A 21343-nucleotide genomic window follows, 5' to 3' on the forward strand; every position below is an offset into this window, starting at 1 on the left:
ACGTCTAGTCGGCCTTGGCGGGCTCGGGCGCGGCTTGGGGGATCGCCTCGGGGACCGGGGCGGGCAGGTCGGCGCGGGTCGGGGCGGACAGCCCGCCCAGCAGCCGCAGGATCGAGATCAGCTCGTCGCGCAGTTGCTTGCGGTGCGTCACGCGGTCCAGCATGCCGTGTTCCAGCAGATATTCGGCCCGCTGAAAGCCTTCGGGCAGCTTTTCACGGATCGTCTGCTCGATAACGCGGGGGCCGGCAAAGCAGATCAGCGCATTGGGCTCGGCGATCTGGATGTCGCCCAGCATGGCATAGCTGGCCGTGACGCCGCCGGTGGTGGGATGGGTCAGGACCACGATATAGGGAAGGCCGGCTTCCTTCAGCATCTCGACCGCGACGGTCGTGCGCGGCATCTGCATCAGCGACAGGATGCCTTCCTGCATCCGCGCGCCACCGGCCGCGGAAAAGAGGACCAGGGGCTTTTTCACCTTCACCGCCCGTTCGGCTGCGGCGACGATGGCATTGCCGACATACATGCCCATCGATCCGCCCATGAAGCCGAAATCCTGCGCGGCGGCGACGATGGGGGTGCGGCCGATCTCGCCCTCGGCGACCAGCATGGCCTCCTTTTCGCCGGTGGACTTCTGCGCGGCCTTCATGCGGTCGGGATATTTCTTCTGGTCGCGGAAATGCAGCGGGTCGGCGACCGGCTCGGGCACCTTCACCTCGACAAAGGCGCCGCCGTCGAACAGCGCGCCAAAGCGGTCGCGCGGCGTGATCGCCATGTGATGGTCGCAGTTCGTGCAGACGTTCAGGTTGTCCGACAGTTCGCGATGGAACAGCATGGTTCCGCATTCGGGGCATTTCGTCCACAGGTTCTCGGGCACCTCGCGGCGCGAGAACAGCGAATTGATGCGCGGGCGGACGTAATTCGTGATCCAGTTCATCGCGGGCGACCTTGGCTGTTTCCCGCCCCAGATAGGCCGCGACGGGGGGAATTGCAATTGCCGGGGCGGGCGCGGATGATGCCGGCCATGTGGGCGACCCTGTTCTTTTTTTTCCACACGACATTGTCGCTGGTGATCATCGCCCGCGTGCTGCTGCGTCCGCGGGTCGAACCTTCGGTCCGGCTGGCCTGGATCATGGTGGTCGAGGCCGTGCCCCTGGTCGGCATCGCGGCCTATCTGCTGTTCGGCGAGGTGCGCATGAAGCAGGCCGAGGTGCAGCGCATGGCCGACGTGCGCGACCGCCTGACCGGGCTGCGGCTGGCCAACGCGGCCTGGGTGGCCGATGTGCCGGACGAGGCGCGGCCGGTGGCCGCCGCCAATGCCGCCGTGGGCGGGATGGCGGCGCTGTCGGGCAACCGCCTGCGCCTGCTGGAGGAGACCGACGCGGCCATGGACCGGCTGGTCGATGCGATCGACCGCGCGCGGAACCATGTCCATGTGCTGTTCTACATCTGGCTGCCCGACGTCAGCGGCACCAAGATCGCCGAGGCCATCTGCCGGGCCGAGGCACGCGGCGTCGAATGCCGGGTGATCGTCGATGCGCTCGGCTCGCGCGCTCTGGTCCGGTCGGAACTCTGGGAGCGGATGCAGCAGTCGGGGGCGGAATGCGTGACGGCCTTTCCCTGGGGTCTGCCCTTCATCAGCCTGCTGTTCCAGCGCCTGGACCTGCGCAACCACCGCAAGATCCTGGTGGTCGACAACCGCATCGCCTTTACCGGCAGCCGCAACTGCGCCGATATGGCCTTTGCGATAAAGGCGCGGTTCGCGCCCTGGATCGACATCCTGGTCTCGGTCGAGGGGCCGGCGGTGCGGCAGCTGCAATCGGTCTTCCTGGGCGACTGGATGAGCTATACGGGCCGCGACCTGGGCTACATGCTGCAACCGATCGAGCCGGTCGAGGCGCCGGGAACGGTGGCGCAGGTGGTGGCGACGGGCCCGGACCTGCGCGCCGGCAGCGTCTCGGACTGCCTGGCGGGGATGCTGCATGCGGCGCGGGAGTCGGTGGTCATCACCACGCCCTATTACGTTCCCGACGCGGCGCTGGACGCGGCGATCCGGGCGGCCGCGCGCCGGGGCGTCCGCGTCACGCTGATCCTGCCCGCCCGCAATGACAGCCTGATCGTCGGCGCGACCAGCCAGGGGTTCTATTACGGGCTTCTGGCCGCCGGCGTGCGGCTGATGCTGTTCGAGGGCGGCCTGCTGCATTCCAAGATCATGACCGTCGACGGCCGCATGGCGATGATCGGCAGCGCCAACCTGGACCGCCGCAGCTTCGAGCTGAACTACGAGGTCAGCATGGGCATCTTCGACCCCGAGCTGGTGGCGCAGCTGGACGAGCGGCAGGCCAGCTATGTGGCACGGTCCGGGGCGATCACGCTGGACGAGGTGCGGCGCTGGACGGCGTGGCGGCGGCTGCGCAACAACCTGCTGGCGCTGGCCTCTCCGCTCTTGTGATCACAGGGGCAGGGCGGTCGTGTACTTGGTCTGGCGCAGCACGAAATGCGTCACCGTGCTGCGGATGATGCCCAGGGGCAGCATGCGGCGCATCAGGAAATGCTCCAGCCCCTCGGCGTCGGCCGCGACGATCTTCAGCTGATAATCATAGGTGCCGGTGATCGTGGCGCATTCCATGATCTGGTCCTCGGTCTGCACGAAGCGGTCAAACCGGGCCAACGCCTGTTCGGTATGGTCCAGCAGCGACACCTGGACATGGGCCATCGCGTTCAGTCCGGCCCGTGCCGGCGGGACCAGCGCCACCTGACGCTCGATCACGCCCTCATCGATCAGCCGCTTGAGCCGCCGCCAGGCCGGAGAGCTGGACAGGCCCGCCGCCTCGGCCAGGGCTTGGGTGGACAGGGTCGCGTCACGCTGCAGCAGGCGCAGGATGCGGCGGTCGGCGTCGTCCAAGGGAGGCATCAGGTTTCCTGATCTGGCGGAAATAAGGAAGGATCTGCCCCCAAACCTGCCAGGAAGGCCGAAGAAGGCAAGGTTTTTCTCTGGGGCACGGTAATCTGAACCCGAGGAAGAGGAGGACCCGCCATGCCGAAATCGACCGAGTATCAGGCCAAGCATCCCGATGCCGACGGCTTCATCGCCTATGACCCCGAGGAGAACGCCGTCTGGCGCGACCTGGTGGCCCAGCAACTGCCGGCGGTGCACCGGCACATGGCCGCGCCCTATCTGCGCGGGCTGGACCTGCTGGACCTGCCGCAGGACCGCGTGCCGCAATGTCCCGACGTCTCAACCGTCTTGGGCCGGCTGACCGGTTGGCGGGTGGAGCCGGTGCCCGCGCTGATCGGCTTTGGCAAGTTCTTCGGGATGCTGGCCGACCGCACCTTTCCGGCCGCCAGCTTCATCCGCAAGCGCAAGCACTTCGACTATATCGAGGAGCCCGACATCTTTCACGAGATCTTCGGCCATACGCCGCTGCTGACGGACCCGGCCTTCGCCGCCTTCAGCCAGGCGATCGGAGAGGCGGGGACACGCTGCGACAAGGCCGATTACAGCTGGCTGATCCGGCTCTACTGGTTCTCGATCGAATTCGGGCTGATGCGCGAGGAGGGGCAGCTGAAGGCGCTCGGCTCGGGGCTGGCCAGTTCGGTCACCGAACTGCCCTGGGCGGTCTCGGGCCAGCCCGAGCAGCGGCCCTTCGACGTGATCGACATCCTGCGCACCCCCTATCGCATCGACATTCACCAACCGGTCTATTTCGTGATAGACGATCTGGACGACCTGTTCGGCGCCGCGCGCCGCGACCTGCTGGCGGATATGGCCACCGCGCAGGGCCTGGGCCTGCACGCGCCGAAATATCCGCCCAAAGATGCCGCCTGAGGAGATGACACCCATGACCACCTGCGACCTGGCCGCCCAAAGCTGCGCCCCCTGCCAGGGCGGCATCCCGCCCCTGCCGCTGGACGAGGCGCGCAAGATGATGGACCAGCTGACCGGCTGGAGCCTGTCCACCTCGGGCAAGGAGATCACCCGCCGGTTCGAGTTCAAGGGCTTTGCCAAGGCGGTCGAGATGGCCAACCTGGCCGCCTGGCTGGGCAACAAGCAGGGGCACCATCCCGACATCGCCTTTGGCTGGGGCTATTGCAGCGTGACCTTCACCACCCACGAGGCGGACGGACTGACGCAGAACGACTTCATCTGCGCCGCCCGCCTGGACGCGCTGGTGGCCTGACCGGACCTCGGGGGCCGCGCCCGGTTCACAAGCCTTGTTCCCGGCCCGATCCCGGTTTATCCCGTCAAGGTAGAGTAGCGGGCTGGGCAGCATGGTGAATGCAGGGGTTTCAGAAGCTTGGCCGGGGGGCCTGACCCGCCGCCTGCCCGCGCTGCCCCGCCCTTGCTGGCGGGGCCTGCGATGCGCCGGGTGAAGGCGGTGGGGCAGGGAACCGGCTGGCTGGCCCGGCGGATTCGCGCCCGTGCGGCCCGGCAGTGGCAACGGATGCTGGACGGTGCCGGACAGAACCCTGTTCCGGCCGCCCTGCGGCAGGAGGCCCGTGCATTGCAGCGGGTGCTGACGCGGCTTCTGCAGGCGGCGGAGTTGCGCGACGGCCAGGGGCGCAATTCGCTGTCGCGCATGGACCTGCCCGTCGGCACCGACTGGCGCTGGCGCCCCCAGGTGCTGCGCGCGCGCAGCGGCGCCCCGGCGCTTGTCGCCCCGGCCAGCGGTCAGTGGCTGTCCGACGAGGTGGCGCTGTTCCACGACTGCGCCGAACGGGCGGTGATCCTGCGTCAGGTGCGCAACCGCCAAAGGGCCGATCTGGCCGAATACGGCCTGCGGCTGGAGGTCATGGGCTTTACCGGAGACTTCCTGTCCTATTCCCTGACGCTTCCCGCGGAGGCACTGCAGGACCTGGGCGGCCACCATATCCTGCGCCTGGAATCGATCCTCCAGGCCGAGCGGCCGATCGCGGTCTATGCGCGGCTGAACATCCAGCAGGGGCCGAACACGGAAAAGATCCTGCGCCAGATGGGCGATCCCGTTGCCGGGCGGCACAACCACCGCATCGTGGAATTCGACCTGGGCTATGCCCAGCTGTCGAACCGTTCGGTGGACAAGGCCTGGCTGGACCTGATCTTCGAGGCGCCCTTCATGAACGACGTCTCGCTGCGGGACGTGATCCTGTCGCGCCACAGCCGCGCCCAGATCTGAGGAGGAGCCATGCAATTCGAGAACCACGGGCTGAAGGGCGGGCTGTGGCGCGGCCGCATCCAGGGGCTGCCCGTGCGGCCGGCGCGCGTGGTGCTGAGCCATCACGGCGCGGTCGTGGCCGAGGCGCAGCTGGAGGGCGACGGCGAGGGGGCCTGGCTGGTTCAGGTCGACCTGCCGGGCGACGTGCTGTCGGACGGGCTCCAGACGCTGCTGTTGCGGAGCGATGGGGGCGCCTCGGGCGATGACATGCAGCCCGGCGGCGAGGTGCTGGCGCGGCTGCCCCTGATGGCCGGAGAACCCCTGGAGGATGATCTGGCCGCCGAGATCGCCGCCCTGCGCGCCGAGCTGGAACTGGTCAAGCGCGAGCTGCGCCGCCTTGCGACCGATGGCGGGTCGCGCCCCGGCTGACCTGACGGCCGGGCGGACCGGATGCCGCGTCACTGCAACGTCATGTTTCCTTGCGAAAAGCGGGGGGCATGGCTATATCGGCGGCTCCGTGACCGTGCCCTGTTACGCGACCCAGACCGAAGGCTTGCCATGACCCCGCTGCAGACGCCCCATTACCTGATCGACATGGCCCGCCTGCGCGCCAACATGGAAAAGGTGGCTTGGCTGCGCGAGGCCTCGGGCGCCAAGGCGCTGCTGGCGCTGAAATGCTTTGCCACCTGGTCGGTCTTTGACCTGATGCGCGACTACATGGACGGCACGACCTCGTCTTCGCTGTTCGAGTTGCGCCTGGGACGCGAGGAGTTCGGCAAGGAGACCCACGCCTATTCCGTGGCCTGGGCCGATCACGAGATCGACGAGGCCGTCACCTATGCCGACAAGATCATCTTCAACAGCCTGTCGCAGCTGGACCGCTATGCCGACCGGGCCGCGGGGATCGCGACCGGCCTGCGCCTGAACCCGCGCTTTTCGACCAGCGGCTTTGACCTGGCCGATCCGGCGCGGCCCTTTTCGCGGCTTGGCGAGGCCGATCCGGAACGGCTGGAAAGCGCGCTGGACCGCATCAGCGGCGTGATGATCCATTACAACTGCGAAAACGACGACTTCGACCTGTTCGACCGCCAGTTGACGCGGATCGAGGATGAGTTCGGCAGCATCCTGAAGCGCCTGGACTGGGTGTCCCTGGGCGGCGGCATCCATTTCACCGGCGAGGGCTATCCGCTGGAGCGCCTGGCCGACCGGCTGAAGGCCTTCCAGGACCGTTTCGGTGTCCAGGCCTTCCTGGAGCCGGGCGAGGCCAGCATCACCCGGACCACCACGCTGGAGGTGTCGGTCCTCGACATCATCAACAATGGCAAGGACGTGGCCATCGTCGACAGCAGCACCGAGGCGCATATGCTGGACCTGCTGATCTATCGCGAGACCGCCAAGCTGCCGCAGGACGGGGACCACGCCTATCAGATCGCCGGCAAGACCTGCCTGGCGGGCGACATCTTCGGCGAGGCACGCTTTGCCCAGCCCCTGAAGATCGGCGACCGGGTCAGCATCCAGGACGCGGCCGGCTACACGATGGTGAAGAAGAACTGGTTCAACGGCGTGGCCATGCCCGCCATCGCCATCCGCGACGAGGACGGGACGATCCGGACCGCGCGCAGCTTTACCTATGACGATTTCAAAGGCAGCCTGTCGTAAAGGCCACCCATCCTCTGCCACCCTGCGACAAGGAGACAGAATTGGCGAAGAAGAACGTGCTCATCATCGGTGCCGGTGGCGTGGCGCAGGTTGTGGCCCACAAGGTCGCGCAATGGTCGGCCGAGTTCGGCGACCTGCACATCGCGAACCGGACGCAGTCCAAGGCGGATGCGATCATCGAGAGCCTGCGCGACAAGGGCCACCAGATGCCCTTCACTAGCCATGCGCTGGACGCGATGGACGCGGGTGCGGTCGAGGCGCTGATCCGCAAGGTCGACGCCAAGATCGTCATCAACGTGGGCACCGCCTTCGTCAACATGACCGTGCTGGAGGGCTGCATCCGCGCGGGCGCCGCCTATATCGACACGGCCATCCACGAGGACCCGTCCAAGGTCTGCGAGACGCCGCCCTGGTACGGCAATTATGAATGGACGCGCCGCGCGGATGTCGCAAAGGCTGGCATCACCGCCGTGCTGGGCGCGGGCTTTGATCCGGGCGTCGTCAACGCCTATGCGCGCCTGGCCGAGGACGAGTATTTCGACAAGGTCGACAGCATCGACATCGTGGACATCAACGCCGGTTCGCACGGCCGCTGGTTTGCCACGAACTTCGACCCCGAGATCAACTTTCGCGAGTTCACCGGCACGGTCTATTCCTGGCAGCAGGGCGTCTGGCAGGAAAATCGCATGTTCGAGGTGGGCCGCGAATGGGACCTGCCAGTGGTCGGCAAGCGGACCGCCTATCTGTCGGGCCATGACGAGGTGCACAGTCTTTCGGCCCGTTATCCGCAGGCGGATGTGCGGTTCTGGATGGGCTTTGGCGAGCATTACATCAACGTCTTCACCGTCCTGCAAAAGCTGGGCCTGCTGTCGGAACATCCCGTCACTCTGGCCGACGGCACCGACGTCGTGCCGCTGAAGGTGGTCAAGGCCGTGCTGCCCGACCCGGCCAGCCTGGCGCCCGATTACGAGGGCAAGACCTGCATCGGCGACCTGGTGAAGGGCACGCGCGACGGCAAGCCGGGCGAAGTCTTCATCTATAACGTTGCGGACCACAAGGAGGCCTTCCAGGAGGTCGGCAGCCAGGGCATCAGCTATACTGCGGGCGTGCCGCCGGTCGCGGCGGCGATCCTGATCGCCCGCGGACCCTGGGACGCCAAGAAGATGGCCAATGTTGAGGATCTTCCTGCCCGGCCCTTCCTGGAGCTGCTGGGCGAGATGGGTCTGCCCACGCGGGTCATCGACGCCACGGGCGACCATCCGATCTGAGGGCGCTGCCCCGATCTTGAACCCCTGACGCAGCGGGCCGGAACAACCGGCTCGCCGGCGGCGTTTGGCGGCACCAATCGCCCCTGATGCCGTGGGTGCGTGGCGTGTATCAGGGAGTTAACCATGCCTAGTCCCGAGGGACATCGTTTTCCGCGTTTTGCCAATGACGGTGAAAGCACCGTGCCGCGTCTTGCCAACTGGGCGATCATCGGCATCTTCATGATCCTTGCCTTTTCCGCCATTGCCGCCGGGCGGGATTTCCTGATGCCGGTGACGATGGCGGTGCTGCTGTTCTTCGTCTTCACCCCGCTCCGCCGTTTTGCAGAACGTCGCGGCGTGCCGGATGCGTTGACGGCCCTGGGGATCACCCTGTCCATCCTGCTGACCGTGGGCGTGATCGCCTATGCCGCCAGCGGGCCGCTCAGCCGGGCGATGAACAACATGCCCGTCATCAGCCAGCAGCTGGAACAAAAGTTCGACAGCGTGCGCGACAGCCTGACCGGCCTGCGCGATGCCGCCCGCCGCATCGAGGAGGCGCAGGAGGCCGCGGCGGAGGAGGGCGACCAGCCCACCATCAAGGTCGAGCAGCAGAGCGAGACGACCCTGGGAACCGTGGTGAAGATGACGCCGCTGCTGCTGGGGCAGGTACTGTTCACGCTGATCCTGCTGTTCTTCATGATCGCGTCCGGGGATCTTCTCTACCTCAAGATCGTGCAGAGCTTTGACCGCATGCGCGACAAGCGCGGCGCCTACCTGGCCCTGCGGGGGATCGAGGATTCGCTTGGCAACTACTTGGGCGCCATCACCATCATCAATGCGGGTCTGGGCCTGTGCGTGGGCTTGGCGATGTGGGCCTGGGGCCTTCCGGGGGCGCTGCTCTTCGGGATCGGTGCCTTTGTTTTGAACTTCATCCCTTACCTGGGTGCGATCTTGGGTGTGGCGATCTCGGGGCTGGTGGCGCTGATCGTGATGCCGGGGGTCTTCTGGCCGGCGATGGTGGCGGTGTCCTATCTGACCCTCACCTCGCTGGAGGGGCAGATCATCACCCCCTATTTCGTATCCCGCCGGCTGCAGATGAACACCGTCGTCGTCTTTCTGGCGGTCGCGCTCTGGGCCTGGCTCTGGTCGGTGCTGGGCATGGTGATCGCGGTGCCGGTGCTGGTCGTCATGCGCGTCCTGGCCGAACATGTGCCGGGATGGGAAAAGTTCGGCAACTTCCTGGCCGGTGATGCACCCCCCGCGCTGGAGGACGAGGACCAGGAGGATGCGCGCGAACTGGTCGAGGCGGGCTCCGAGGCCGAGGATGGCGCTTCGGCCCGCGTGGCCACGGCAGAACTGATTGAAGACGGGCAGTCGCAGTCGGATCGGGCCTGACGCGGCCTTACCGCAAGGCGCGGGCCGAATCTCCGGCCCGCACGGATGTCACGGTCGCCTTCGGCCTCAGCCGGCGGGCAGTCCGGGCGCCACCTCGTTCACGGCGGCCTCGATCTGCTTGCAGGTCGCCTCGACGCTGCTGCCCTGGTTCTCGGCGGCCTGTGCCAGAGAGACTTCGGCCTCGCCCACGGCGACGGTGCCTTGGGTGCCCTTTTCTTCGGCGGTGGCGCCGGCCTGCTCATCGCCCGGCTCGATCATCCCGATCAGCTGGGTCTGCGTGGCCACGGCCTCCGGTCCGGTGAACCCTTCCTGGTTGCAGTATTTCAAGATGCCCAGCTGATTGCGGGCGGCTTCGTAATTCGCCGCGCCGTCGGTGGGGGCTTCGGCAACCTGGGCTGCTGCGGGTGCGGCCAGGCCAAGGCCCAGAACGACTGCGATATGCCGGATCATGCGATTTCTCCTTTTCCGTCATGGCTGCGCCGGGGGGCGCGTCCGGCACAGCTAGGCGGAACCGCCGGGAATGGCCCGCGCAGATGAACGCGGCTCAAGGGGACGGCAGATCCTTGCCCAGATGCGCCGTTCCGGAGTGGCCTTGTCGGCAGGTTCCGGCCCGGGGACCCGCCGGAAGGCCGTCGGGGCACACGATGCGGTGAAAGGATGCTTCACGTCCGCGTGGCAGCGCGCGTCGCCTTGGAACCCGGGCAGCTTGTCCAAGCGTTGAAGCATCAATCGAATCATGGAGAACTGACATGCTCACGTCCTCGTTCAAGACCCTTCTGATCGGCGGCAAGGTCGCCGCCACCGCCGCGCTGCTGGCGACCACCGCCATGGCCCAGACCACTGCCATCGACACGCCGCAGGGGAACACCGTCGTGGTGCCCGATCAGGCGCTGGAGACGCAGCCCTCGGGCGGCTTCGTGCTGGAGAGCGACTATCCCCGCCTCGACAGCATGGAAAACAATGAGATGATCGCCGAAACCCTGATCGCGCAGGGCTATTCGGACGTGGTCATCAGCCGCGAGGGGCCGATCCTGACCGTGACCGCGCAGCGTGCGGCCGTTCCGATCGAGTTGGTTTACAGCACCGCCAACGGCCGCCTGATCTCGGTTGACGGCGTCGAGACGCGTCCGGCTGCCGGCGGCACCTCGGCCGGTGACACGGCGACCGGAACCACGGCCGATACCGCAACGCCCGCGGCCGCTGCGGAGGATGCCGCGACCGACGGCATCACCGATGACAGCGAAACGGATGCCGCCACCGACGGCACCGGCACCGAGGCAGGGACCGGCGGCAGCGATGTCGGCACGGATGCGGATGCGGATACCGGCGCGGATACGGGTCCCGATGGCGCCGACACGAGTGGCGCGGATACGGACGGCGCCGGCACGGATGGCGCGGACACGGATGGTGCGGACAGCGACAGCGACAGCAGCGGCGCTGACGGTGCTGATGCCGACAGCGGCACCAACGGCTGATCTTGCACCCCAGGGGAAAGAGGCCGCGGCATCAGCCCGGCCTCTTTTTCGTTCCACCGACGTGACGGAGATGTGATCGAACCGGGCGGTTCCTTGATGGTTGGTCTCCGAATCGCGGCACGGCTGCCGCACCCAGTTGAGGAGAGACAGAATGATCAATCCGATCCAGACCCTGAAGCTTGGCGGCAAGGCCGCTGCTCTGGCCACGCTGATGGCAACCGCGTCGATCGCCCAGACCGCCATCACCGACAATGCGTCCGACGTGGCGGCTGACCCGTCGATCACGACGATGGAAGGGGTTCAGTTCCCCGAACTGGCCAGCGTTGAGACGGACCAGCAGGTGATCGACGGGCTGTCCGAGCAGGGCTATGAAAATGTCGTGGTCACCCGTGAAGGCGAGGCCGTGCGCGTCACAGCGGAGCGTGCGGGTCTGCCGACTGAAATGGTGTTCAACAGCGCGGACGCCCGGCTGATGATGGTGGACGGGGTCGAGCCCAGTGCACAGCCTGCCGAAACGGCAGCGCCGGCCAGCATGACCGAGGGCGCCGCTCCGAACCTGGATGCCCAGCCCGGGGCCGCGACGGACGGTGACGAACCTGCCACCGAGACACCTGCCTCGTCCGACTTCGGCGGGCAGGAGGATGTGCCCATCACGGCACCCACCGCTTCGACCGATGGCGTGGACACCGACCCGGTCGAGCAGACCATCCCCGCCGACGCTGCCCTGCCGGTCCCGAGCGGTAGCGGAACCGAGGCCGATGGCGGCGCAGAAACGGGCGGCAAAGACGGCTGATAGGCGTTGATGCGTGACATGAAGAACCGGGCCTCGCGCCCGGTTTTTTCATGCCGGCTGGTAGGGAGGTCTGACCAGGCAACGCCGGTCAACTTCCGGATATCCCGGCAAATTATCTGCCAACGCAGCCAAAGAGGATACAGTGGTGAGCCCAACAGGATTCGAACCTGTGACCCACTGATTAAAAGTCAGTTGCTCTACCAACTGAGCTATGGGCCCAACACGAGGCGTTACCTAGGGGGGGTGCCGGGTGGCGTCAACCCAAAAAACGAACTCTCTGGCGGAATCATTTCCCCGGGCCTATATCGCGGCCATGACGCAAGCTTTCTCCACTGGCCTGCCCTTCCTGAAAATGCACGGGCTGGGCAATGATTTCGTTGTTCTCGATCTGCGCGGGGGACTTGCACGTCCTGACGCGGATCTGGTTGCGCGCATCGCCGACCGCCATCAAGGGGTGGGGTTCGACCAGCTGGCCGGGATCGAGGATGCGCCCGATGCCGATGCGCGACTGGTCTTCTGGAACGCGGACGGGTCCTTCAGCGCGGCCTGCGGCAATGCCACGCGCTGCATCGCCCGCCTGCTGATGGACGAAACCGGCGCCCGCAGGCTGCGGCTGCGCACCGATCACGGGCTGCTGCTGGCCGAAGATGCGGGGAACGGCCTGACGCGCGTGAACATGGGCCCGCCGGTGCTGGACTGGCAGGGCGTTCCCTTGGCCCGAAAGGTGGATCTGGACCATCTGCCGATCAAAGGCGATCCGGTGGCCACGGGAATGGGCAATCCGCACCTGACCTTTTTCGTGCCGGATGCCGAGGCCGTCGATCTGACGGTCTTCGGTCCGGCGCACGAACATCACCCCCTTTATCCGCAGCGCACCAATGTCGAGGTCGTGCAGGTCCTGTCGCGGGACGAGATCGTCCTGCGAATCTGGGAACGCGGCACCGGCATCACGCTGGCCTCGGGCTCCTGCTCCTGTGCGGCGGTGGTGGCGGCGGCGCGGCGGGGCCTGACGGATCGGCGCGTGCGGGTGAACGTGCCGGGCGGGCAGTTGCTGATCGACTGGCGCGACGACGGCGTCTGGATGGAGGGGCCGACTGCCCTGGTGTTCCGCGGCACGCTGGATCCGGCTTGGCTGGCCGCCGGTGCGACGACATGAGCGCGCCGGTCTTTTCCACCCTCGGCTGCCGCCTGAACGCCTATGAGACCGAGGCCATGCGCGAGATGGCCGAGGCTGCGGGCCTGTCGGGCGCCGTGGTCGTGAACACCTGCGCGGTGACGGCCGAGGCCGTCCGCAAGGCCCGGCAGGAAATCCGCCGCCTGTCGCGCGAGAACCCGGGCGTCCCCGTCATCGTCACCGGCTGTGCCGCCCAGACCGAGCCCGAGACCTTTGCTGCCATGCCCGAGGTGACCAAGGTCATCGGCAACCACGAGAAGATGCAGCCCGCCACCTGGGCCAGCTTGCGCGCCCCCGACCTGATCGGCGAGACGGAAAAGGTCGTCGTGGACGACATCATGTCGGTGCGGGAAACCGCAGGCCACCTGATCGACGGCTTTGGCCGTCACCGAGCCTATGTGCAGGTCCAGAACGGCTGTGATCACCGCTGCACCTTCTGCATTATCCCCTTTGGCCGCGGCAATTCGCGCAGCGTGCCTGCGGGCGTGGTGATCGAGCAGATCAAGCGCCTGGTCGGTCGCGGCTTCAACGAGGTCGTGCTGACCGGCGTCGACCTGACCAGCTGGGGCGCCGACCTGCCGGGCACGCCGCGGCTTGGCGACCTGGTCATGCGCATCCTGCGGCTGGTGCCGGACCTGCCGCGCCTGCGGATCAGTTCGATCGATTCGGTCGAGGCGGACGAGAACCTGATGCTGGCCATCGCGACCGAGCCGCGCCTGATGCCGCATCTGCACCTGTCCCTGCAGGCGGGCGACGACATGATCCTGAAGCGGATGAAGCGCCGGCACCTGCGCGACGACGCCATCGCCTTTTGCGAAGAGACGCGGCGGCTGCGCCCGGACATGGTCTTTGGCGCCGACATCATCGCGGGATTTCCGACCGAGACCGAGGCGATGTTCGACAACAGCCTGAAGCTGGTTGAGGATTGCGGCCTGACCTTCCTGCACGTGTTTCCCTATTCGGCGCGCAAGGGGACGCCGGCGGCCCGGATGCCGGCGGTCAAGGGACCTGCGATCCGCGACCGTGCGACGCGGCTGCGTGCGGCCGGCGACGCGGCGCTGCAGCGTCACCTGCAGGCGCAGGTGGGCCGGACCCATCGCGTGCTGACCGAGGGGCCGCGCATGGGCCGGACCGAGCAGTTCACCGAAGTCTCCTTTGCCGCCGACCAGCCCGAGGGGGCGCTGATGGACCTGCGCATCATGGGGCAGGACGGGGCGCGGCTGACCGCCTGAACCGCGGCAATCCGGGGGTTGCGGCCCTCGGTGGCGGCGGCCTAGCCTTGGCCGAATTCCGGCAGGAGGGGCCAGATGACGACGATCCTCTATACCCATGACAGCGCGGCGGCCCACCAGACGCCGCCCGGCCATGCCGAGCAGGTCGCCCGCCACGCCGCCGTGCTGGCGGCGCTGGACGGGCTGGACCTGGATCGGCGCGAGGCGCCATTGGCCGACGACACCGATGTGCTGCGCTGCCACCCGGCATCCTATCTGGCGGACCTGCGCGCCGGGACGCCGGAGCAGGGGATGCGCATGCTCGATCCCGATACCTATCAGTCGCCGGGCAGCCTGGAGGCTGCGCTGCGGGCGGCGGGCGGGGCCTGCGCGGCGGTCGATGCCGTGCTGGCGGGCGCGGCGACCACCGCCTTCGTCGCCATGCGCCCGCCCGGACATCATGCCGAGCGCGAGACGCCGATGGGCTTTTGCCTGCTGGGCACCGTCGCCATCGCCGCCAAGCGGGCGCTGGATCATCATGGGCTGGACCGGGTGGCGGTGCTGGATTTCGACGTTCATCACGGCAATGGCACGCAGGACCTGCTGTGGAACGAGCCGCGCGCCTTTTTCGCCTCCAGCCACCAGATGCCGCTTTATCCCGGCACGGGCGCGGCCTCGGAAACCGGCGCGCATGGGCAGATCCTGAACGCGCCGCTGGCTCCGGGATCGGACGGGTCGCTGGCGCGGGCGGCCTGGGGCGACATCCTGGCGCAGGCGCGGGCGCATCGTCCGCAGCTGGTGATCGTCTCGGCCGGATTCGATGCCCATGCGGCCGATCCGCTGGCGCAGCTGGACTGGGACGAGGACGACTTTGCCGCCATCACCGGGGCCATCTGCGACATGGCGGCGGCCTGCGGGGCACCGGTGGTATCCTGCCTGGAAGGTGGCTATGATCTGCCGGCTCTGGGACGCTCGGTGCGGGCCCATGTGAAGACGCTGATGGAGGCCGCAGAATGAGCGATATCAAGACCCTCTCCTTCGAGGAGGCCATGCGCGAGCTGGAGGCGACCGTCGGCAAGCTGGAGACCGGCGAAGCCACGCTGGAGGACTCCATCGCGCTTTATGAACGGGGCGCGGCCCTGCGCGCGCATTGCGAGGCCCGCCTGCGCGAGGCCGAGGAGCGGGTCGAGAAGATCACGCTGGCCGCCAACGGCCAGCCCACCGGGACCGAGCCGGCCGAGGGTCTTTGATGCGCGACCGCCTGGCCGAGGTCGCGGCCCTGGTTCAGGCCGAGCTGGACCGCGCCATCGGCGCCCTGCCCGCCGGCGAGCTGGCCGATGCGATGCGCTATGCCGTCACCGGCGGCAAGCGGCTGCGCGCCTTCCTGGTCATGGAATCGGCCCGCCTGCACGGGGTTGCGGACCAGGCGGCGCTGCCCGCCGCGGCGGCGATCGAGGCGCTGCATGCCTATAGCCTGGTCCATGACGATCTGCCGGCCATGGATGACGACGACCTGCGGCGCGGCCAGCCCACCGTCCATGTCAGGTGGAGCGAGGCCACCGGCATCCTGGCGGGCGATGCGCTGCAGACGCTGGCCTTCCAGTTGCTGGCCGACCCCCGCATCGGCGGTGCCGAGGCGCGCCTGCGGCTGGTCGCGGCGCTGGCCCGTGCGGCAGGGGCCGAGGGGATGGTCTGGGGCCAGGCGCTGGACATCGCCGCCGAAAGCGCCGGCGTGCCCCTGGACCTGGCTGCGATCACCCGGCTGCAGGGCGGCAAGACCGGCGCGCTGATCCGCTTTGCCGCAACCGCGGGCCCGCTGATCGCGGGGCAGGATCCGGCGCGGCTGGACCGTTACGCCGACGCGATCGGGCTGGCGTTCCAGATCACCGACGACATCCTGGACGTCACCGGCGACGAGGCCGTGACCGGCAAGCGCGTGGGCAAGGATGCGGGGGCCGGCAAGGCGACCTTTGTCTCGCTGCTGGGGCTGGCCGGTGCGCGGGCCGAGGCGCGGCGTCTTGTCGCCGTCAGCGATGCGGCCCTGTCCGATTATGGTCAAGAAGCCGGAAACTTGCACGAGCTTGCGCGTTTCGTTATCGAGCGCGACACCTGAACGCCCGCCCCGAGGAGGGCCAGCCATGACCGATCAAACCAAGACGCCGTTGCTGGACCGCATCTCGCTGCCGTCCGACCTGAAATCGCTGAGCGATCACGACCTGTCGCAGCTGGCTGACGAGCTGCGGGCCGAGACGATCAGCGCCGTCAGCGTCACGGGGGGGCATCTGGGCGCGGGCCTTGGCGTGGTCGAACTGACCGTGGCGCTGCATGCCGTCTTTGACACGCCGCGCGACAAGATCATCTGGGATGTGGGCCACCAGTGCTATCCGCACAAGATCCTGACCGGGCGCCGCGACCGCATCCGCACGCTGCGCACCGGGGGCGGGCTGGCCGGCTTCACCAAGCGCGCCGAAAGTCCCTATGACCCGTTCGGAGCGGGTCACTCGTCCACATCCATCAGTGCGGCCTTGGGCTTTGCCATGGCGCGCGAATTGGGCGGCGATCCGGGGGACGCGATCGCGGTGATCGGCGACGGCGCGATGAGCGCGGGCATGGCCTACGAGGCGCTGAACAATGCCGGGCACGAGGGCAAGCGCCTGTTCGTGATCCTGAACGACAACGAGATGTCGATCGCGCCGCCGGTGGGCGCGATGTCCTCCTATCTGACGCGGCTTTATGCGGGCGGGCCGTTCCAGGAACTGAAAGCCGTGGCCAAGGGCGCGGTCGGCATGCTGCCGAGCAGCCTGCAGGAAGGTGCCCGCCGCGCCAAGGAAATGCTGAAGGGCATGACCATCGGCGGCACCCTGTTCGAGGAACTGGGCTTTTCCTATGTCGGTCCCGTCGACGGCCATGACATGGAATTGCTGCTGCCGCTGTTCCGCACGGTCAAGGCGCGTGCGGATGGGCCGGTGCTGATCCATGTGGTGACCAAGAAGGGCAAGGGCTATGCCCCCGCCGAGACCGCGGCCGACCGTGGCCACGCCACCGGCAAATTCGACGTGATCACTGGCGTGCAGGCCAAGGCCAAGTCGAACGCGCCCAGCTATACGGCCGTCTTCGCCAAGGCGCTGATCGACGAGGCGGCGCGGGATGACAAGATCTTGGGCGTGACCGCCGCCATGCCGGACGGCACGGGCCTGAAGCAGTTCGCGCAGCGCTTTCCGCGCCGGTGTTTTGACGTGGGCATTGCCGAACAGCATGCGGTGACCTTTTCGGCCGGTCTGGCCGCGGGAGGGATGAAGCCCTTCTGCGCGATCTACTCGACCTTTCTTCAGCGCGGCTATGACCAGGTGGTGCATGACGTGGCGGTCCAGAACCTGCCGGTCCGCTTTGCCATCGACAGGGCCGGGCTGGTGGGCCAGGACGGCCCCACCCATGCCGGGGCCTATGACATCGCCTTTTTGGCGAACCTCCCCGGCTTCGTGTTGATGGCGGCCGCCGACGAGGCCGAATTGGTGCATATGGTTGCGACCGCCGCCGCCCATGACAGCGGCCCCATCGCCTTCCGCTTTCCGCGCGGCGAGGGCACCGGTGTCGAGATGCCCGAGCGCGGTCAGGTCCTGCCCATCGGCAAGGGTCGGATGATCGCCGAAGGCCAGAGGGTGGCGATCCTGTCCTTCGGGACGCGCCTTTCCGAGGTCATGGCGGCGCGCGAGGCGCTGCAGGCGCGCGGCATTTCGCCGACGGTTGCGGATGCCCGTTTCGCCAAGCCGCTGGACCGGGACCTGATCCTGAACCTGGCCCGCACGCATGAGGCGCTGATCACCATCGAGGAGGGCGCCGTCGGTGGTTTCGGCAGCCACGTCGCGCAGCTTCTGGCCGAGGAGGGTGTGTTCGACAGCGGTCTGCGGTTCCGCTCGATGGTGCTGCCGGATGCTTTCGTGGATCACGATGCCCCGCGTGCGATGTACGACACCTCGGCCCTGAATGCCGAGCATATCGAGGCCAAGGTCCTGTCCCTGATGGGGGTCGAGCAGCTGAAGACCCGGCGCGCCGATCCGGCCTGACCGGCGCGTCCGTCAGCCATAGCTGCGCACCAGCGCGCCCGCGATCATGCCCCACCCGTCCACCGTGACGAAGAAGGCCAGCTTGAAGGGCAGCGACACCACGACCGGTGGCACCATCATCATGCCCATCGACATCAACACCGCGGACACGACCAAGTCGATGATCAGGAAGGGCAGGGCGATCAGGAACCCGATCTCGAAGGCGCGCTGGATCTCGGACAGCATGAAGGACGGGACCAGGACCGACAGCCGGTCGGGATCACCCGCGCCCGGGGCGATCTCCGCCAAAGTGGCCAGTGTATCGGGATCGACGCGGGCCATCATGAAGTTCTGGAACGGAACGATCCCGCGCTGGAAGGCCTCGGCGATGCCAATGCTTCCCTCCTGCAGGGGCAGGCCCGCGACCTGCCAAGCCTCGCGCAGGACCGGGTCCATGATGAACCAGGTCAGAAATATCGCCAGGCTGACGATCAGCATGTTCGGCGGTGCCTGCTGCAGCCCGATGGCCTGACGCAGGATGGACAGCACCGTCACGATGAACGGAAACGCGGTCACCATGATCGCGATGCCCGGGGCCAGGGACAGGGCCGTCAGCCCCAGCACGATGAGGACCGCGTTGTCGCCCAGGCCGGCGCCCAGGGCATCGCCAAGCTCCTGTGCCAGCGCCGGCACAGGCAGCAGCGCTGCCGCCACCAGGATCGCAAGCCGGATCACGGCGCCCCCGTCGCCCCCAGGACGCGCACGCAGAGGCGATCCCCATTGCTGCCGTCCCCCGTCAGTTCGCCGCGCGCGATGACCTTGTCGCCGACGCAGATCTCGACTCCGTCTTCGATGGCCTGGTCCAGGATCAGCACGTCGTCGGGCCGCAGGGCCGAAAGCTGCGCCACCGTGCGGCGCGTCCGCCCCAGGCGGATGGTGACCTCGACCTGGATGGTGTCGGTGTCGATGAGGTGGCTCAATGGGTCCATGAGGTGCCGTCTTCCTTGATTTCGGTGATGAGGGCGCGGATCTGCGCGGCGATGGCCTCGGGCGCCAGCTCGATGCGGCCGCCGGCGACCGTGACCGTGATCCTGTCGGTCGGCGTGGCATCGATCTCGATGCCCGCAAGGCCGCTGTGCTCCAGACAACGCTCGACCAGCGGTCGCAGGCGGTCGCTGCAGGCGATCCGCGCGGTCAGGGTGCTGCTGCGTTGCGCCAGGCGGTCCAGTTCGACCCGCAGCGCCTCCTCTAGGCGCCGCGAGGCCAAGGGCGGAGCCATGATGTCCAGGATCTGCGTTAAAATGGGACCCAGTGCCTCGACCGCCTCCTGGCGCATCCGGTTGCGGCGGGTGTCGTCATCGGAGAGACTGGCCGCCAGCCGTTCCAGGCTGTCGCCCAAGGTCCGCAGATCCTCGTCGCGGGACTGGGCGCGGGCTTCTGCGAAGCCCTCGGCATAGGCCTGGTCCAGATCCTGTCGGGAAAAGGTGACCTCTGCCCCTCGGTCCACCACGGCGCTGGAAAAGGATTCCAGCCTGAACATCGCAAGGCTCAATTCACTTTCTCCTTGTTGTCGATCCAGCCGGAGAGGATCTTGACGCTTTCGTCATGCCGTTCGCGCATCATGCTTTTCAGGCGTGCGACGGGATCGGCGGGGGGCAGGGACAGCTGCGGCGGCTCCGGCGCGGCCGAGGCTGCAAACCGCGCCTCCTGCGGCAGCGGGGTGCCGGGGTCCTCGATGGTGCCGGTCAGCGCCGCGGTCGGCGCGGGGGCGGGCCTGTTGTCCAGAAGCGGCACGGGCGCTGCGCGAGCCCGCAGGACCGGGCGAAGGACCGCCATGATGATGGCAAGCGCAAATATCCCCACCAGCGCGATGCGCGCCAGGTCGTTCAGCGCCAGACGGTCCAGAAGCCCGGGCCGGGCCAGCGTCCCGCCTTCACCCAAGGCCGCGAAAGGCAGGGACTTGATAGTGATCAGGTCGCCCCGCGCCTCGTCATATCCAACGGCCGAGGCCACCAGTTCGCGCAGCGTGGTCAGCTCGTCCTCCGAACGCGGGACCAAGGTGCTCTCCCCTTGGGCGTTCACCTGCGCGGCCCCGTTGACCAGCACCGCGACCGTCAGTCGGCGGGTTGAGCCGGGCTGGCGCGACACCTCGCGCGTGACACGGCTGACCTCGTAATTCGACTGCTGGCGGTTTTCCGACCGGTTCGACTGGCTCTTGTCGCCCGGCTGCTCCTGCGCGTCCGGCAGGTTCGAGGCCGCCGTCACCGCCCCCGTGCCGGTCGAGTTGCTCTGGTCCGAAGTTTCCTCGGTTACGGTCGAGATCAGCGCCCGCTGTTCGGGGTCAAAGCGCTGCTCGGTCAGCATTTCGGTGTCGGTGACCAGGTCCAGGTTCAGCTCGACGATCGCATTGCCGACGCCCACATGGGGTTCAAGGATACGCTCGACATTGCGCTTCATCTCGGCGGCGCGGTCGGCGCCGGTCTGATCCTCGGTGGCCGAGATGATCCCGCGCTGCGAATCGATCACCGTCACCCGCTCGGGCTGCATCCCCGGCACGCCCGAGGAGATCAGGTATTTCAAGGCCGCCGCCTGGTCGCGGCTGATCGCCTGACCCGAGGTGGTCAGCGTGACCGAAGCACTGCCGTTCTGGTCGCGCCGATAGCCGCGGCCGGTTTCGATCGCCAGGTGCACGCGGGCGGTCTGGACATTCGGCAGGGCCAGGATCGTGCGCGCCAGCTCGCCTTCCTTGGCGCGCCAATAGGCCGCGTCGAACATCTGCGAGGTGGTGCCAAAGCCCGACATGCCGTCCAGCAGCTCGTATCCGGTGCTGGAGGCAGCGGGCAGGCCCTGCGCGGCCAGGTCCATCCGCAGTCGGTCGCGCTGTCCGGCCTCGACCCAGATCGCATCCCCGCGAACCTCATAGGGCACGCCGGCGCGCTCTATGCCGGCGATCACCTCGCCGGCCTGCGCCGCATCCAGCCCGCCATAGATCAGCGCCATGCTGGGCCGGTTGGCCAGCCACGCAAATCCCGAGACCGCAAGGAAGACCGCCAGGAAGGCGCCGGCCAGGATCATCCGCTGTTGTGAGCTTCGCTCGTTCCAGTAGTCCTGCAGTTTTTGCAAAACCGTTCCTTTCGAATCAGCGCGTCGTCGTCGTTCTGACCCTTGGATGACATGGTCGGCATTAAGAATTGGTTAGTCGCAACCTGATATT

General features: G+C 67.5%; 23 protein-coding genes and 1 tRNA gene. 16 read left to right on the forward strand and 8 right to left on the reverse strand.

Annotated elements, in window-relative coordinates; translation table 11 throughout:
• Positions 1 to 4: 4 nt before the first annotated feature.
• Positions 5 to 934, reverse strand: a complete 930-nt coding sequence (gene accD, locus ACNR9W_RS02085; protein ID WP_419269315.1) for an acetyl-CoA carboxylase, carboxyltransferase subunit beta — start codon at positions 932 to 934, stop codon at positions 5 to 7.
• An 87-nt stretch (positions 935 to 1021) separates the two neighbouring features.
• On the opposite strand from accD, the gene cls reads away from it, so the two are divergent.
• On the forward strand, positions 1022 to 2449 hold the full coding sequence (cls, locus tag ACNR9W_RS02090; protein ID WP_419269313.1) for a cardiolipin synthase: 1428 nt from the start codon (positions 1022 to 1024) through the stop codon (positions 2447 to 2449).
• Here cls and ACNR9W_RS02095 read toward each other — a convergent pair whose 3' ends face one another.
• Positions 2450 to 2911 (reverse strand): Lrp/AsnC family transcriptional regulator, encoded by a 462-nt coding sequence (locus tag ACNR9W_RS02095; protein WP_419269311.1) that lies wholly within the window; start codon positions 2909 to 2911, stop codon positions 2450 to 2452.
• Between the two features lie 123 nt (positions 2912 to 3034).
• Here ACNR9W_RS02095 and ACNR9W_RS02100 point away from each other — a divergent pair, with 123 nt between their 5' ends.
• From ACNR9W_RS02100 to ACNR9W_RS02130, 7 genes are all read left to right on the forward strand, one after another.
• Complete coding sequence (locus tag ACNR9W_RS02100; protein WP_419269309.1) at positions 3035 to 3826, forward strand: phenylalanine 4-monooxygenase; 792 nt, start codon at positions 3035 to 3037, stop codon at positions 3824 to 3826.
• 13 nt (positions 3827 to 3839) lie between these two features.
• On the forward strand, positions 3840 to 4178 hold the full coding sequence (locus ACNR9W_RS02105) for a 4a-hydroxytetrahydrobiopterin dehydratase (RefSeq protein ID WP_419269308.1): 339 nt from the start codon (positions 3840 to 3842) through the stop codon (positions 4176 to 4178).
• Between the two features lie 180 nt (positions 4179 to 4358).
• Positions 4359 to 5153 carry a DUF6478 family protein gene (locus ACNR9W_RS02110; RefSeq protein WP_419269307.1) on the forward strand — a complete coding sequence of 265 codons (795 nt, stop codon included), beginning with the start codon at positions 4359 to 4361 and terminating at the stop codon, positions 5151 to 5153.
• Between the two features lie 9 nt (positions 5154 to 5162).
• Entirely contained in the window at positions 5163 to 5561 is a 399-nt protein-coding gene (locus ACNR9W_RS02115; protein ID WP_419269305.1) for a hypothetical protein, read from the forward strand.
• Between the two features lie 129 nt (positions 5562 to 5690).
• Positions 5691 to 6791: a carboxynorspermidine decarboxylase gene (nspC, locus tag ACNR9W_RS02120; protein ID WP_419269304.1), complete on the forward strand. Its 1101-nt coding sequence runs from the start codon at positions 5691 to 5693 to the stop codon at positions 6789 to 6791.
• Positions 6792 to 6832: 41 nt separating this feature from the next.
• Positions 6833 to 8059 carry a saccharopine dehydrogenase NADP-binding domain-containing protein gene (locus tag ACNR9W_RS02125; RefSeq protein ID WP_419269303.1) on the forward strand — a complete coding sequence of 409 codons (1227 nt, stop codon included), beginning with the start codon at positions 6833 to 6835 and terminating at the stop codon, positions 8057 to 8059.
• A gap of 123 nt (positions 8060 to 8182) precedes the next feature.
• Positions 8183 to 9433 (forward strand): AI-2E family transporter, encoded by a 1251-nt coding sequence (locus ACNR9W_RS02130; RefSeq protein ID WP_419269301.1) that lies wholly within the window; start codon positions 8183 to 8185, stop codon positions 9431 to 9433.
• Between the two features lie 66 nt (positions 9434 to 9499).
• Here the strand turns inward: ACNR9W_RS02130 and ACNR9W_RS02135 are convergent, their stop codons facing one another.
• Positions 9500 to 9883: a pore-forming ESAT-6 family protein gene (locus ACNR9W_RS02135; RefSeq protein ID WP_419269299.1), complete on the reverse strand. Its 384-nt coding sequence runs from the start codon at positions 9881 to 9883 to the stop codon at positions 9500 to 9502.
• A 299-nt stretch (positions 9884 to 10182) separates the two neighbouring features.
• Between ACNR9W_RS02135 and ACNR9W_RS02140 the strand changes: the two genes are divergently transcribed.
• Together ACNR9W_RS02140 and ACNR9W_RS02145 are read left to right on the forward strand one after the other, a co-directional pair.
• A complete protein-coding gene (locus ACNR9W_RS02140; protein ID WP_419269298.1) occupies positions 10183 to 10908 on the forward strand; it encodes a hypothetical protein in 726 nt (241 codons plus the stop codon).
• A 151-nt stretch (positions 10909 to 11059) separates the two neighbouring features.
• Positions 11060 to 11701: a hypothetical protein gene (locus ACNR9W_RS02145; RefSeq protein WP_419269296.1), complete on the forward strand. Its 642-nt coding sequence runs from the start codon at positions 11060 to 11062 to the stop codon at positions 11699 to 11701.
• A 143-nt stretch (positions 11702 to 11844) separates the two neighbouring features.
• On the opposite strand, the gene ACNR9W_RS02150 is transcribed toward ACNR9W_RS02145, so the two are convergent.
• Positions 11845 to 11920 (reverse strand) — tRNA-Lys (locus ACNR9W_RS02150).
• A 94-nt stretch (positions 11921 to 12014) separates the two neighbouring features.
• Here ACNR9W_RS02150 and dapF point away from each other — a divergent pair.
• The 6 genes from dapF to dxs all read left to right on the forward strand — a co-directional run bounded on the left by dapF (position 12015) and on the right by dxs (position 18150).
• Positions 12015 to 12857 (forward strand): diaminopimelate epimerase, encoded by an 843-nt coding sequence (gene dapF, locus ACNR9W_RS02155; protein ID WP_419269294.1) that lies wholly within the window; start codon positions 12015 to 12017, stop codon positions 12855 to 12857.
• Entirely contained in the window at positions 12854 to 14107 is a 1254-nt protein-coding gene (gene mtaB, locus ACNR9W_RS02160; RefSeq protein ID WP_419269293.1) for a tRNA (N(6)-L-threonylcarbamoyladenosine(37)-C(2))-methylthiotransferase MtaB, read from the forward strand. Before dapF ends, mtaB begins: the two co-directional genes overlap by 4 nt.
• 75 nt (positions 14108 to 14182) lie before the next feature.
• A complete protein-coding gene (locus ACNR9W_RS02165) occupies positions 14183 to 15103 on the forward strand; it encodes a histone deacetylase family protein (protein ID WP_419269291.1) in 921 nt (306 codons plus the stop codon).
• Positions 15100 to 15336 (forward strand): exodeoxyribonuclease VII small subunit, encoded by a 237-nt coding sequence (locus ACNR9W_RS02170; protein ID WP_419269289.1) that lies wholly within the window; start codon positions 15100 to 15102, stop codon positions 15334 to 15336. Before ACNR9W_RS02165 ends, ACNR9W_RS02170 begins: the two co-directional genes overlap by 4 nt.
• Complete coding sequence (locus tag ACNR9W_RS02175; protein WP_419269288.1) at positions 15336 to 16199, forward strand: polyprenyl synthetase family protein; 864 nt, start codon at positions 15336 to 15338, stop codon at positions 16197 to 16199. The genes ACNR9W_RS02170 and ACNR9W_RS02175 overlap by 1 nt, the downstream gene beginning before the upstream one ends.
• Positions 16200 to 16224: 25 nt before the next feature.
• Positions 16225 to 18150: a 1-deoxy-D-xylulose-5-phosphate synthase gene (dxs, locus tag ACNR9W_RS02180; RefSeq protein WP_419269287.1), complete on the forward strand. Its 1926-nt coding sequence runs from the start codon at positions 16225 to 16227 to the stop codon at positions 18148 to 18150.
• 12 nt (positions 18151 to 18162) lie between these two features.
• Here dxs and fliP read toward each other — a convergent pair whose 3' ends face one another.
• The 4 genes from fliP to fliF are packed head-to-tail and all read right to left on the reverse strand — an operon-like array spanning position 18163 to position 21252.
• On the reverse strand, positions 18163 to 18861 hold the full coding sequence (gene fliP, locus ACNR9W_RS02185; RefSeq protein ID WP_419269417.1) for a flagellar type III secretion system pore protein FliP: 699 nt from the start codon (positions 18859 to 18861) through the stop codon (positions 18163 to 18165).
• The gene (locus ACNR9W_RS02190) at positions 18861 to 19118 is read right to left on the reverse strand and encodes a FliM/FliN family flagellar motor switch protein (RefSeq protein ID WP_419269286.1); all 258 of its coding nucleotides are present in this window, start codon (positions 19116 to 19118) and stop codon (positions 18861 to 18863) included. Before ACNR9W_RS02190 ends, fliP begins: the two co-directional genes overlap by 1 nt.
• Positions 19106 to 19681, reverse strand: a complete 576-nt coding sequence (locus ACNR9W_RS02195) for a hypothetical protein (protein WP_419269285.1) — start codon at positions 19679 to 19681, stop codon at positions 19106 to 19108. Before ACNR9W_RS02195 ends, ACNR9W_RS02190 begins: the two co-directional genes overlap by 13 nt.
• On the reverse strand, positions 19678 to 21252 hold the full coding sequence (fliF, locus tag ACNR9W_RS02200; protein ID WP_419269284.1) for a flagellar basal-body MS-ring/collar protein FliF: 1575 nt from the start codon (positions 21250 to 21252) through the stop codon (positions 19678 to 19680). Before fliF ends, ACNR9W_RS02195 begins: the two co-directional genes overlap by 4 nt.
• Positions 21253 to 21343 lie beyond the last annotated feature (91 nt).

Source organism: Paracoccus sp. T5 (assembly GCF_048538155.2).
GTDB lineage: Bacteria > Pseudomonadota > Alphaproteobacteria > Rhodobacterales > Rhodobacteraceae > Paracoccus.